General features: G+C 64.6%; 13 protein-coding genes. 7 read left to right on the top strand and 6 right to left on the bottom strand.

All coding sequences use genetic code 11. The features are described from left to right. Nucleotides 1-125 precede the first annotated feature (125 nt). The 7 genes from PSAL_RS11290 (at nucleotide 126) to PSAL_RS11260 (ending at nucleotide 5,537) form a co-directional block, all read left to right on the top strand. Nucleotides 126-827, top strand: coding sequence for a response regulator transcription factor (locus tag PSAL_RS11290; RefSeq protein WP_119837640.1), 702 nt, complete (start codon nucleotides 126-128; stop codon nucleotides 825-827). Nucleotides 828-930: 103 nt separating this feature from the next. Further along, nucleotides 931-2,439, top strand: a complete 1,509-nt coding sequence (locus PSAL_RS11285; RefSeq protein WP_119837641.1) for an ATP-binding protein — start codon at nucleotides 931-933, stop codon at nucleotides 2,437-2,439. A 41-nt stretch (nucleotides 2,440-2,480) separates the two neighbouring features. After that, nucleotides 2,481-2,885 (top strand): HPr kinase/phosphorylase, encoded by a 405-nt coding sequence (locus tag PSAL_RS11280; protein ID WP_119837818.1) that lies wholly within the window; start codon nucleotides 2,481-2,483, stop codon nucleotides 2,883-2,885. A gap of 50 nt (nucleotides 2,886-2,935) precedes the next feature. Beyond that, nucleotides 2,936-3,838, top strand: coding sequence for an RNase adapter RapZ (gene rapZ, locus PSAL_RS11275; protein ID WP_119837642.1), 903 nt, complete (start codon nucleotides 2,936-2,938; stop codon nucleotides 3,836-3,838). Between the two features lie 32 nt (nucleotides 3,839-3,870). Next, nucleotides 3,871-4,263: a PTS sugar transporter subunit IIA gene (locus PSAL_RS11270; RefSeq protein WP_119837643.1), complete on the top strand. Its 393-nt coding sequence runs from the start codon at nucleotides 3,871-3,873 to the stop codon at nucleotides 4,261-4,263. A 5-nt stretch (nucleotides 4,264-4,268) separates the two neighbouring features. Continuing rightward, nucleotides 4,269-4,547 carry an HPr family phosphocarrier protein gene (locus PSAL_RS11265; RefSeq protein WP_119837644.1) on the top strand — a complete coding sequence of 93 codons (279 nt, stop codon included), beginning with the start codon at nucleotides 4,269-4,271 and terminating at the stop codon, nucleotides 4,545-4,547. 111 nt (nucleotides 4,548-4,658) lie between these two features. After that, nucleotides 4,659-5,537, top strand: a complete 879-nt coding sequence (locus PSAL_RS11260) for a lysophospholipid acyltransferase family protein (RefSeq protein WP_119837645.1) — start codon at nucleotides 4,659-4,661, stop codon at nucleotides 5,535-5,537. Between the two features lie 57 nt (nucleotides 5,538-5,594). On the opposite strand, the gene PSAL_RS11255 is transcribed toward PSAL_RS11260, so the two are convergent. The 6 genes from PSAL_RS11255 to PSAL_RS11230 form a co-directional block, all read right to left on the bottom strand. After that, complete coding sequence (locus PSAL_RS11255) at nucleotides 5,595-6,365, bottom strand: TIGR02186 family protein (protein WP_119837646.1); 771 nt, start codon at nucleotides 6,363-6,365, stop codon at nucleotides 5,595-5,597. Next, nucleotides 6,362-7,273 (bottom strand): sulfite exporter TauE/SafE family protein, encoded by a 912-nt coding sequence (locus PSAL_RS11250; protein ID WP_119837647.1) that lies wholly within the window; start codon nucleotides 7,271-7,273, stop codon nucleotides 6,362-6,364. Before PSAL_RS11250 ends, PSAL_RS11255 begins: the two co-directional genes overlap by 4 nt. Nucleotides 7,274-7,472: 199 nt before the next feature. Next, nucleotides 7,473-8,435, bottom strand: a complete 963-nt coding sequence (locus PSAL_RS11245; protein ID WP_119837648.1) for an ABC transporter permease — start codon at nucleotides 8,433-8,435, stop codon at nucleotides 7,473-7,475. Nucleotides 8,436-8,438: 3 nt separating this feature from the next. Next, on the bottom strand, nucleotides 8,439-9,071 hold the full coding sequence (locus PSAL_RS11240) for a LysE family translocator (protein WP_119837649.1): 633 nt from the start codon (nucleotides 9,069-9,071) through the stop codon (nucleotides 8,439-8,441). Further along, a complete protein-coding gene (locus PSAL_RS11235) occupies nucleotides 9,071-10,162 on the bottom strand; it encodes an ABC transporter permease (RefSeq protein WP_119837650.1) in 1,092 nt (363 codons plus the stop codon). The genes PSAL_RS11240 and PSAL_RS11235 overlap by 1 nt, the downstream gene beginning before the upstream one ends. After that, a complete protein-coding gene (locus PSAL_RS11230) occupies nucleotides 10,155-11,771 on the bottom strand; it encodes an ABC transporter ATP-binding protein (RefSeq protein WP_119837651.1) in 1,617 nt (538 codons plus the stop codon). The genes PSAL_RS11235 and PSAL_RS11230 overlap by 8 nt, the downstream gene beginning before the upstream one ends. Nucleotides 11,772-11,807 lie beyond the last annotated feature (36 nt).

Raw genomic sequence — 11,807 nt, 5'->3', positions numbered from 1 at the left:
TCACAGGCGAAGGGCAGCCATGGCGATTCGTTCGTGGCGGTTGCCTGCATAGGTAGAAATCGAAATACTGTTCCTGGATCCTGGCCTCAGATACTGGGCGAGCCCGTCGGATGAGGAAGCAAGAGATGGCGAAGATCGCTCTGGTGGATGATGACCGCAATATCCTGACCTCGGTGGCCATGACGCTGGAGGCCGAGGGCTTTTTCGTCAGCTGCTTCACCGATGGCCCTTCGGCGCTGGAGGCTTTTGAACGGGATTTGCCCGACATGGCCGTGCTCGACATCAAGATGCCGCGTATGGACGGGATCGACCTGTTGCAGCGTCTGCGCCAGCGCAGCCAGATGCCGGTGATTTTCCTGACCTCGAAGGATGACGAGATAGACGAGGTGTTGGGGCTGCGCATGGGGGCGGATGACTACGTCCGCAAACCCTTCAGCCAGCGTTTGCTGGTTGCGCGTATCCGGTCACTGTTGCGGCGGGTCGAGGCGGTGTCGGGCGGTCCGGTTGCCGAAACGGCCGAGACGCGGGTGCTGGATTGCGGTCCCCTGCGCATGGATCCGCTGCGCCACCTGGTGACCTGGAAGGACCGGCCTGTGACCCTGACGGTGACGGAGTTCCTGTTGTTGCAGGCATTGGCCGACCGCCCCGGCTTCGTGAAGACCCGCGATCAACTGATGGACGTCGCCTATGACGACCAGATCTACGTGGATGACCGCACCATAGACAGCCACATCAAGCGGTTGCGCAAGAAGCTGCGGATGGTGGATCCGGCGTTTTCGGCCATCGAAACCCTCTACGGGATTGGGTACAAGTATAATGAAGACTGACGCGGCAGGAGGGGGCGGATCATGGAAACCGGATGGCGGGCGGTGTGTCCGGTCCAGCATGTCGTGATACCGGCCCGGTGCCAAAGCTGCCTGCAAGGTTGCAATGAAAGACCCTGACCTTTCGCCCGACGCCTTTCGCGACACGGATCGCCCGGCTTGCCGGGTGCGGTCCGGGTGGGGGTGGCGGCTGCGGCGGTCACCACTGACCTGGCGGATCGTCCTCTTCAACGTCGTGGCGCTGAATGTGCTGGCGGCCGGGATCCTGGCATTGTGCGCCCCGCGGGATCAGATGCTGGACCGTCAACGCCACGCGATCAGCCATGAGGCGAGCCTGATTGCGGCGCTTGTCGGCGCGGATATGGCCGAAGACAGGGCACCAGATCTGTCGGACATCGGGTTGGATCCGGGGCTGACCCTTCTGGTCATCACCGGCGAAGGCAATGTGCTGGCGCGCAAATCCGGGTCGGAACAGGGTGCGGGTAGCCCCACAGAGGCGCTGCGTGAAAGTCGGGACCTGCTCGGCCAGCTTGCGCCGGGCCATTCGGGTACCCTTGAACGCGACGGACCGGAGGGGCTGTTCACCGCGCTGGTCCCACTGCCCAAAGCGCCGGGGTTGGCGGTGGCGGTTTCCGGCACGATCGATGCGACCCAGGGCGCTCTTCGCGGGGTGCTCGGAGTCTTTCTCGGGGCGACGCTGGTCTCGATCCTGCTCAGTCTGGTGCTTGCCTCGACCATCGCCGGGCCTCTGGCCGAACTGGCCGCAGCGGTGGAACTTGGCGGCGGGCATGGCAGCAACGGCAAGCGCCCGGTGGCACCGGGACGGGTCCGCATCCCGGACCTCAGCCACCGCCGGGACGAGATCGGCCGCCTGTCGGGCGCGCTGCGCGGCATGGTCGATGCGCTCTATGACCGGATCGATTCCAACGAACAATTCGCCGCCGATGTGGCGCATGAGGTGAAGAACCCGCTGGCCTCGCTGCGCTCTGCGGTAGGGGCGCTCCGGGTGGCGAAGCGAGCAGACCAGCAGGCCAAGCTGCTGGAGGTGATCGACCACGATGTGCGCCGCCTCGACCGGTTGGTCAGCGACATTTCCAATGCCTCGCGGCTCGACAGCGAGTTGGTGCGCGAGGAGGAAGAGGAATTCGATCTGGTCGATCTGGTGCGCCGCCTCTGCGATCATCTGGAAGAGCAGGCCCGTGCGCAGGGGATTGAACTGGTCGCCGATCTGCAAAAGGCGCCGGTGCTGCTGCGCGGCATCGAACCCCGGCTGGCGCAGGTCGTGGTCAACCTGGTGACCAATGCCATCAGCTTTTGCGCCACGGGCGACAGGATCCGCGTCTGGGTCCGCCAGCGCGCCAACCGGGTGCTGATCGTGGTCGAGGATTCCGGGCCGGGCATCCCGGACGAGGCCCTGACCCAGATCTTCACCCGGTTCTATTCGCACCGCCCCGAAAGCGATTTCGGCAATAACTCCGGCCTCGGTCTGGCGATCAGCAAGCAGATTACCGAAGCCCATGGTGGCGTGATCTGGGCCGAAAACATCCGACCCGGCGAAGCCGATCCGCATTCCGCGCCCCGCGGCGCCCGTTTCGTCGTCGGACTGCCGATTTGACCGGGCGGGCAGGCGATAGCGGCACGAAGGCCGATCCGCCGGTGCATGCCAGCTGCGTGGCGCTGGAGGGCCGGGCGGTGCTGATCCTGGGGCCGTCGGGCAGTGGCAAGTCGTCTCTCGCGCTGGAACTGCTGGCCCGTGGCGCGGGGCTGGTCGCCGATGACCGGGTCTGCCTGACGCGCGTGGGGGAACAGGTCATCGCCGACGCCCCGGAGACCATCGCGGGGCAGATCGAGGCGCGCGGCGTGGGCATCCTGAAAGCCGCCCCTGTCGGGCCATCTCCGGTCGTTTTCTGCGTGGATCTGGGAAAAGTCGAAAATAATCGGCTTCCGCCGCAGCGCAGCACGATTTTGCTGGGGGTTTCTTTATCCTTGCTTCACAATACTGGCACCACCGCTTTTGCGGCGGCGATTCTGCAATATCTGCGAGAAGGCCGGTACGCGTAGACAGCTTAAGCGCGTGAACGGTCAACCGCAAAACCTAGAACTTCGGCAAGATGCCAGATGGACCAGACATGCCCAGCCAGACCGCCCGGCTCGTACTCGTGACGGGCCCGTCCGGTGCCGGTCGCTCTACCGCCATTCGCGCGATGGAGGATCTTGGGTTCGAGGCCATCGACAACCTTCCCCTGTCGCTGCTGCCACGCCTTCTTGACGGACCGCCGCTGGGCCGGTCGCTGGTGCTGGGGATCGACGTGCGCAACCGGGATTTTTCGCCCCTTGCCCTGATCGAGATGCTGGACCGGCTTCAGCGCATGCAGGATCTGCCGCTGGAACTGCTCTACCTCGATTGCCGCGCCGATGTACTGTCGCGGCGCTATTCCGAAACCCGTCGCAGGCACCCCATGGCTCCGGATGAAACCGCCGAGATCGGGATCGCACGGGAAGTTGATCTGCTCGAGCCGATCCGGAGCAGGGCCGACATGCTGGTCGATACCTCGGAAATGACGGTGCATGACCTGCGACGGGAAATCGGCGGAACATTCGCCCCGCAGGAAGGCCAGGGCCTGGCGGTGTCGCTGCATTCATTTTCCTACAAACGCGGCTTGCCACGCGGTCTGGACATGGTCTTTGACGTGCGGTTCCTGCGCAATCCCTATTGGTCTGCGGACCTGCGCGGGCTGACCGGCACGGATGCGACCGTCCAGGCCTATATCGCCGAAGATCCGCGCTTTGCCCCCTTTCTGGAAAAGGTCACGGATCTTACGCTGATGCTGCTGCCGGCCTATGCGGAAGAGGGCAAATCGCACCTCAGCATCGGTTTTGGCTGTACGGGGGGGCAACACCGTTCCGTCACATTGGTCGAAAGGCTTGGACTGGCCCTTGCAGAGGCAGGCTGGCAGGTGTCAATTAGGCACTTGGAACAAGAACGGCGCAAGGCCAGCGGGGGTGCGGGATGAGCCCCGCTCTGCAAGCTGAAGGAAGCCAAGGATTGATCGGTATCGTCATCGTCGCGCACGGCGGCCTGGCCAATGAATACAAGGCCGCGGTCGAACACGTGGTCGGGCATCAGCCCGGCCTGCGCGCGATTTCCATTGGCGTGACCGTCGACCGCCCCGAGAAGGAGCGCGAGATCTGCTGCGCGGCGGATGCGGTCGATCAGGGCCAGGGCGTCGTGGTGGTGACCGACATGTTCGGCGGATCGCCCAGCAACCTCAGCCTGTTGGCCTGCCGGCCCGACGATCGGCGGATTCTATACGGGGTCAACCTTCCGGCCTTGATCAAGCTGGCCAAGTCGCGGCATAAGGCCCTGCCGGAGGCTGTCCGCGTCGCCACCGAGGCTGGGCGCAAGTATATCGACAGCCGGAACCTGAGCGGAGGCTGAAGACCATGCGCGACGCGGTGTCGAGAACGTTGACGATCGTCAACGAAAAGGGGCTGCATGCCCGTGCATCCGCGAAATTCGTCGAGGTGGTCGAAGGGTTCGATGCCCGCGCCGAGGTCAGCCGCGACGGCATGTCGACCGGCGGCGACAGCATCATGGGTCTTTTGATGTTGGCAGCGAGCAAGGGAAGCTCTATTGAAGTCGAAACGTCCGGTCCGGACGCCGAGGCGCTGGCCAGTGCACTTGAAACGCTGGTGGCAAATCGGTTCGGCGAAGACATGTAGCGTGAAGATCTGCCGCGCAAGCCAAAGATCCGCCGGCAGAACCCCCGAATTCCCACGTTGGGCCTGACTCCCTGATTTGGGTCAGCGTGGAACAAGACAGGTGACGGACCCTTGGTAGACAGCTCGCAGACACAAGTCGGACGCGGCAAGAGCGAACCGGTTCTTCACACGAAGTACGACCGCCGGTCGTTGACCTATTCCACCTCCTTTGACGATCCGGTGCAACGCAACCTGATCCGGACCGTCGAATGGATGACCGGCAAGCTGACCATCCTGCGCCTGATCCGCAAGTTCGAGAAACAGGGCGCACCGCAGGGCCAGGCCTTCTGGAAGGCTTGTCTGGACGTCATGGGCATTCCTGTCGAAACCCCGCTGTCTCAGCTGGAACGCATCCCCTCGGACGGTCCCGTGGTCGTGGTCGCCAATCATCCGCACGGCATGGTCGACGGCATGATCCTGGCCGAGCTGATCGGCCGCCGCCGTTTGGATTACAAGATCCTCACCCGCTCGATCCTGACCGGCATCGACGAGGTCGCCTCCTCCTACATGATCCCCGTGCCCTTCCCGCACGAGGAAGACATGCAGCGCAAGAGCGTCGAAATGCGCGCCAAGGCCATGGCCCATCTGAAGGACGGCGGCATTGTCGCGCTGTTCCCTTCGGGCGTGGTGGCGGCATCACGCAGCATGCTCGGCCCGGCGATCGAGGCGGAGTGGAATGTCTTTACCGGCCAGATGATCCGCCGGTCCGGGGCCAAGGTCGTGCCGATCCGCTTTACCGGGGCCAATTCGCGCTGGTACCAGATGGCCAACCGGGTTTCGGCCACCCTGCGGCAGGGCCTGCTGTTGCACGAAATCGTGCACAGCCTGAACGCGCCCCAGGCCCCGATTGTCGGCAACCCGTTGGCCGAGGCCGATATGGATATGCTGAAAACCGATCCCAGGGGCTTCATGTCCTGGCTGCGCAACCACACGCTGGCGCTGGAAAGCTGACCGGGCAGGGCGCTGTTGCGCGCCATTGCCGACCGGACAAGCCCCTGACCTGACCCCTTACTGACGACGCAGCAGGCGGAACGCCTCTGACGCGATCCAGCCCGAGACCACGGCGATCAGGATCGCAAGGATCGCATAGATCCAGGCGCGGTCATGGGCCAGCGTGTAAAGCCATTGTTCCAGCCCGACCTTGCCGACCCGCAATCCGGTCGAAAAATCGCTGACGACCTGGCCCTGACGCGTCAGAAAGACTTCGACCCGGTAGACCCCGACCGTCAGGTTCGACGGCAGGGCGATACTGGTGCTGAACAGGGTCTGTTCGTCGAACCGCACCGAATTTTCCAGCAGCTGGAAGGTGCCCGCCTTTTCCCGGATGCGGATCAGCGCGTTCACGAAGCTGTCCTCGTCCATCACCGTATCGTCCGAGATCACGGTGCGAATGGCGCTCGGGATCGAGATCCTGTGGCGCAGGTCCTCGGTCGCGGTCAGGCTGTCCTCCAGCGGGGCAGAGGTGGCCACGGCGTAGAAACTCGGGGTCGAGCGGATTTCGACCTTGTCTGTATTGATCCAGATGCCGGCCACCCGGTCCTTGCGCAGCACGTTCACGGGCTCGTTGGGGCCCCGGACGGTGACGATGACCTCAAGCGGGATCTCGGGCGGCGGGCCGGGCCGCTTGATCGCGCCGAAGATCAGGATCTCGGAGCCGTTGAAATCCGTGGTGATCGAAACCCGGTTCTGGCTGAGGCCCAGCACGACCTCTTCATCCTGTGCCCTGGCCGCGGGCGCCAGCAGCACGAGGGACAGCAGCAGGACCAGCAGGCGGGTCACAGCAGGTCCTCCACCGAATAGATCTCGGAGGGGGGCAGGAACAGGTCCAGCGCCAGCTTGCCGCAGACCGACAGCACCAGGAGGGCCAGCAGGATGCGCAATTGTTCGGCCTTCATCCGCGCCCCGATGCGGGTGCCGAATTGCGCCCCGATGACACCGCCGATCAGCAGGAACAGGGCAAGGGCCACGTCGACCGTGTGGTTGGTGACTGCATGCAGGAAGGTGGTGAAGGCGGCGACGAAGATGATCTGGAACAGCGATGTGCCGATCACGACCTTGGTGGGCATATGCAGCAGGTAGATCATCGCCGGCACCATGATGAAGCCGCCCCCGACGCCCATGATTGCCGACAGCACGCCGACGAAGAACCCGACCAGAACCGGCGGGATGACCGAGATATAAAGCCCCGAGGTCCGGAACCGCATCTTGATCGGCAGAACATGGACCCAGCCGCGCTGGTTGCGCTTGCGCACCGCGCCGGTCTTGCCCTGCCGGCGGATGGCCCGCAGGCTTTCCACGAACATCAGCGACCCGATCGAGCCGAGGAAGACGACGTAACACAGGTTCACCAGCAGATCGACCTGACCCAACTGCTTGAGCCAGTTGAAGATCACCACCCCGAGTGCCGCCCCCAGCAGGCCGCCGGCCAGCAGCACACCCCCCATGCGCAGATCGACGTTCTTGCGCTTGAGATGGGCAAACAGCCCCGAAACCGAGGAGGCCACGATCTGGTTGGCCGAGGTGGCGACGGCCACGGCGGGGGGGATGCCGACAAAGAACAGCAGCGGCGTGATCAGAAAGCCGCCTCCGACGCCGAACATGCCCGACAGGATGCCGACAAGGCCGCCGAGACCGAGCAGCAGGTAGGCATTGACGGAAACTTCGGCAATCGGGAGATAGATCTGCATGTCTTTTCCTAGCCGGAAGCCCATGTTCGGGCAATGAAATGCTGCGGTCTTTTCGCGCCTGCGGCAATACTTGTCTGCGCAATTGTGATGAGATCGTCAAAACCCGCGCGGCTGCGCCGGCGGGTTTCTGCGTGGTCCGGTGGCCGAAGGCCATTTGAGGTGCCCGGGCGCGACGGCGCGCGCGTCGGGGCTGGGTTCCTCAGCGTTCCTTGACGTAGGGCTGTCCCCCGGCGCGGGGCGGCACGGCGGCGCCCACGAACCCGGCCAGGATGATGATCGTCAGGATATAGGGCAGGGCGTTCATGAACTGCACCGGGATGATGATCCCGCCGAGGTCAATGTTCTGATAGCGCAGCGCCACCGCCTGCAGCAGGCCGAACAGCATCGTCGCCGACAGGGCGTACCAGGGCCGCCACTTGGCAAAGATCAGCGCGGCCAGCGCGATGTAGCCCCGTCCGGCGGTCATTTCCCGTACGAACCCGGCTTGCAGACCGGTGGCAAGGTAGCTGCCCGCCAGGCCGCAAAGCACGCCCGCGATGATGATCGCGCTGAACCGTAGCCGCACAACCGAAATCCCGGCTGTATCGACGGCGGCCGGGTTTTCACCCACAGCGCGCAGGCGCAGCCCGAACCGCGTGCGGAACAGCACCCACCAGGTCAGCGGCACGCAGAGGAAGGCCACGTAGACCAGGATCGAATGTCCCGAGATCAGGTCATAGTAGATCGGCCCGATCACCGGCACGTCTTGCAGCGCCTCGGCAAATGGCAAGTGTACGGTCTGGAAACGCACGTCCCCCAGCGACGGCGTGCGCCCCCCCTCATGGAACCAGCTTTGGGCCACCAGCACCGTCAGCCCCGAAGCGAGGAAGTTAAGCGCCACGCCAGAAATCAGCTGATTGCCCCGGAAGGTGATCGAAGCCAGCCCGTGGACCAGCGAAAAGGCAATGGAGGCCCCGATACCCACCAGCATGCCGACCCAGACCGAGCCGGAGTAATAGGCGAAGGCGGCGGAAAAGAAGGCCGCAGCCAGGGCCTTGCCCTCGAGCCCGATGTCGACGATCCCGGCGCGTTCCGAAAACAGCCCCGCAAGACACATCAGCAGCAGCGGCGTGCCAAGGCGAACGGTCGAGTCGAGGACCTGAAGAAGGGTTGCTAGATCCATGGGTCAGGACTCCGATGCGGCGATTTTCCAGGCGGCGAAGCAGAAGAAGGTGCCAAGCGCCCCCTCGATCCAGCGCCGGCCGGCCGCGTAGGCGGCGCGGACCGGGGCGGCCGAGAGAAGCAGCGCCCAGGCCGCGTGACAGATGAAGGACAAGGCGAAGGCGCCGGTGAAGAAGGCGGCGTAGGTCAGCGGACCCGCGCCCGCCGTCGCGCCGATGGCGGCGATGGCCAGCCAGAAGGCGATGGCCTTGGGGTTGGTGGTCTGCATGAGCCAGCCCGCCGCGAAAAGGCGACCCGAACCGCCGGGCAGGCCGGCAGGGGCCAGCGCGGGCGGATGTGCCGCCCGGCGGAAGGCCCCGTAGGCCAGCCACAGCAGGTAGCAGGCCCCGGCGATGCGCAGCACCTCCATCGCCCAGGCGGCCTGCGACAGCAGCAGGCCCACGCCCAGCATGGTCATGAGGTTGATGGTCGTCGAGCCAAAGGCGATCCCGGTGGTGGCCGTGAGCGCCGCCGCGCGGCCCCGCGAGGCGCTGACGCCCAGCAGGAAGGCCACCGCCGGACCCGGAGAGATCGCGGCGACCAGTAGGATCGAATAGGCCGCGAGGATCTTGGGCATATGGGCGATCAGGTCCTCCATCACCCCGCCTTCCGGTTTAGCGCGACGAAGAGGCGCTCCAGCGGCCAGCGGACCATGTTGTCCAGCGCGCCCGTGAACAGGATCACCAGCGCCTGGATCACCACGATCAACTCGCGCGGGATCGAGGTCCAGAGCGCCAGTTCTGCCCCGCCCTGATAGAGGAAGCCGAACAGGATCGAGGCCAGCAGCACGCCGAAGGGATGGTTGCGCCCCATCAGCGCCACGGCGATCCCGATAAAGCCCGCGCCTTCGGCGGAGTTCAGGATCAACCGCTCGGCTTCGCCCTGGGTGACGTTGACGCCCATCATTCCCGCCAGCGCGCCCGAGATCAGCATGGCGATGATCACGATGCGGAAGGGCGAGATACCGGCGTATTTCGCGCCGCTTTCGCTATGGCCCTGCGACCGGATCTCGTAACCGAGCTTGGTGCGCCAGATCAGCAGCCAGACTAGCACGCAGGCCAGCAGCGCCAGGAAGAAGGACACATTCGCCGGAGAGCCGCGGAACATCGTGCCAGCCCCGGCGAACATGTCCTGGAAGGTCGGCAGATGGGTGCCCTCGGCAAAGGTGGCCGAGGCGGGCTCCATCGCGCCGACGGGGCGCAGCTTGTTGACCAGCAGGTAGTTCAGCAGCGCCGAGGCGATGAAGTTGAACATGATCGTGGTGATCACGATATGGCTGCCCCGCGCGGCCTGCAGATAGGCCGGGATCAGCGCCCAGGCGGCGCCGAAGACCCCGGCGGCGACAGTCGAGCCGATGATCGCCAGCGACCAGTGCGGCCAGGGAATGAACAGGCAGCAAAGCGCGACGCCCAAGGAGCCGATGACCGCCTGGCCTTCGCCGCCGATATTGAACAGCCGGGCATGGAAAGCGACCGAAACCGCAAGGCCGGTGAAGATGAAGTTGGTCGCGTAATAAAGCGTATAGCCCCAGCCAGAGGACCGCATCAGCGCCCCGTCGACCATCAGGGAAAAGGCTTCGACCGGGTCTTCACCGATGGCCAGGATCGCCACGGCCGACAGAAGGGCTGCCAGCAGCAGCGAGATCAGCGGGATCAGGACCATATCGGCCCAGGCAGGCATCTTATCCATTGTGCGCGCCTTCTTCCTGGTCTGCGGCAGCTTCGACGGCGGCAAGGTTTTCCTCGACCGCCTTCCAGTCTTCCTTGTCGGGTTCGCCCGCGATCCCGGCCATCAGCAGGCCCAGTTCGCGTTCATCGGTCTCGGCCGGGTCGCGCAGGCCCATGATCTTGCCGTCGAACATGACGGCGATGCGGTCGGACAGCGACATGATCTCGTCCAGTTCGACCGAGACCAGCAGGATCGCCTTGCCCTGATCGCGCAGGCGCACGATTTCCTGGTGGATGAATTCGATGGCGCCGATGTCGACGCCGCGCGTGGGCTGGCCGACCAGCAGCAGGTCGGGGTTACGCTCGATCTCGCGGGCCAGGACGATCTTTTGCTGGTTGCCGCCGGAAAAGCTCTTGGCGGCAAGGTTGGGGTCCGGCGGGCGCACGTCAAAGCGTTCCATCGCCCCGGCGGCCTCGGTCTGGATCGCGGAATTGTTCATCAGCGGGCCGGATTGCCAGCGCGGATCGCGGTGATAGCCGAAGACCGAATTTTCCCAGGCGGTGAACTCCATGATCAGGCCTTCGCGCTGCCGGTCCTCGGGGACATGGGCGATCAGCGCCTTGCGCCGTGCGGCACCGTCCGAACCGGCGCCGGTCAGCGGCAGCGGTGCACCGTTCATGGTGATCTCGCCGCGGCCTTCCATGATGCCGCCAAGGACGTTCATGACCTCGGACTGGCCGTTGCCGGCCACCCCGGCGATGCCGAGGATCTCGCCCGCGCGGATGTCCAGCGACACGCCCTTGACACGTTCGACGCCCTTGTCGTCGGTGACATGCAGGTCCTTGACCGACAGCACGGTCTTGCCCGGTTGCGCGGGGGTCTTGTCGACGCGCAGCAGCACCTTGCGGCCGACCATCAGTTCGGCCAGTTCCTCGGGGCTGGTTTCGGCGGTCTTCACCGTCGCGGTCATTTCGCCACGGCGCATGACGGACACCGTATCGGTGATCTCCATGATCTCGCGCAGCTTGTGTGTGATCAGGATCACCGTCTTGCCCTCGGCCCGCAGGTTGTCGAGAATGCGGAACAGGTGATCGGCCTCGGCCGGGGTCAGCACGCCGGTGGGCTCGTCCAGGATCAGGATGTTGGCTTCGCGGTAGAGCGCCTTCAGGATCTCGACCCGCTGCTGGTGCCCGACCGAAAGGTTCTCGATCAGCATGTCGGGATCGACATGCATCTCGTATTCCTCGGCCAGCCGTTTCAGCGATTTGCGGGCCTTGGAAACCGAGGGCCGCAGAAAGGCGCCGTCTTCGGCGCCGAGGATGATGTTTTCCACCACCGAAAAATTCTCGACCAGCTTGAAATGCTGGAAGACCATGCCGATGCCTGCGGCGATGGCCGCCTGGCTGTCGGTGATGGATTTCTTTTCGCCATTGACCCAGATCTCTCCCCGGTCGGCCTTGTAGAAGCCGTAGAGGATCGACATCAGGGTCGACTTGCCCGCGCCGTTTTCACCGATGATGCCGTGGATCGTGCCCGGCATCACGCGGATCGAGATGTCCTTGTTCGCCTGAACCGGACCGAAGGCCTTCGAGATGCCCTTCAGTTCGATGGCGGGGGCGGTATCTGTCATGAGGGGCGTTCCGTTGCTGCGAAAGGAGACAGGGGC

The sequence above is a fragment of the Pseudooceanicola algae genome, assembly GCF_003590145.2.
Lineage (GTDB): Bacteria > Pseudomonadota > Alphaproteobacteria > Rhodobacterales > Rhodobacteraceae > Pseudooceanicola > Pseudooceanicola algae.
This window is presented reverse-complemented; position numbering and strand designations above follow the sequence as displayed.

Bases quoted from the DNA above. Each gene is read 5' to 3' on its own strand.
- rapZ (WP_119837642.1), top strand. From the start codon at position 2,936: ATGCCAGATGGACCAGACATGCCCAGCCAGACCGCCCGGCTCGTACTC.
- PSAL_RS11245 (WP_119837648.1), bottom strand. From the start codon at position 8,435: ATGGATCTAGCAACCCTTCTTCAGGTCCTCGACTCGACCGTTCGCCTT.
- PSAL_RS11250 (WP_119837647.1), bottom strand. From the start codon at position 7,273: ATGCAGATCTATCTCCCGATTGCCGAAGTTTCCGTCAATGCCTACCTG.
- PSAL_RS11235 (WP_119837650.1), bottom strand. From the start codon at position 10,162: ATGGATAAGATGCCTGCCTGGGCCGATATGGTCCTGATCCCGCTGATC.
- PSAL_RS11290 (WP_119837640.1), top strand. From the start codon at position 126: ATGGCGAAGATCGCTCTGGTGGATGATGACCGCAATATCCTGACCTCG.
- PSAL_RS11285 (WP_119837641.1), top strand. From the start codon at position 931: ATGAAAGACCCTGACCTTTCGCCCGACGCCTTTCGCGACACGGATCGC.
- PSAL_RS11265 (WP_119837644.1), top strand. From the start codon at position 4,269: ATGCGCGACGCGGTGTCGAGAACGTTGACGATCGTCAACGAAAAGGGG.
- PSAL_RS11240 (WP_119837649.1), bottom strand. From the start codon at position 9,071: ATGGAGGACCTGATCGCCCATATGCCCAAGATCCTCGCGGCCTATTCG.
- PSAL_RS11230 (WP_119837651.1), bottom strand. From the start codon at position 11,771: ATGACAGATACCGCCCCCGCCATCGAACTGAAGGGCATCTCGAAGGCC.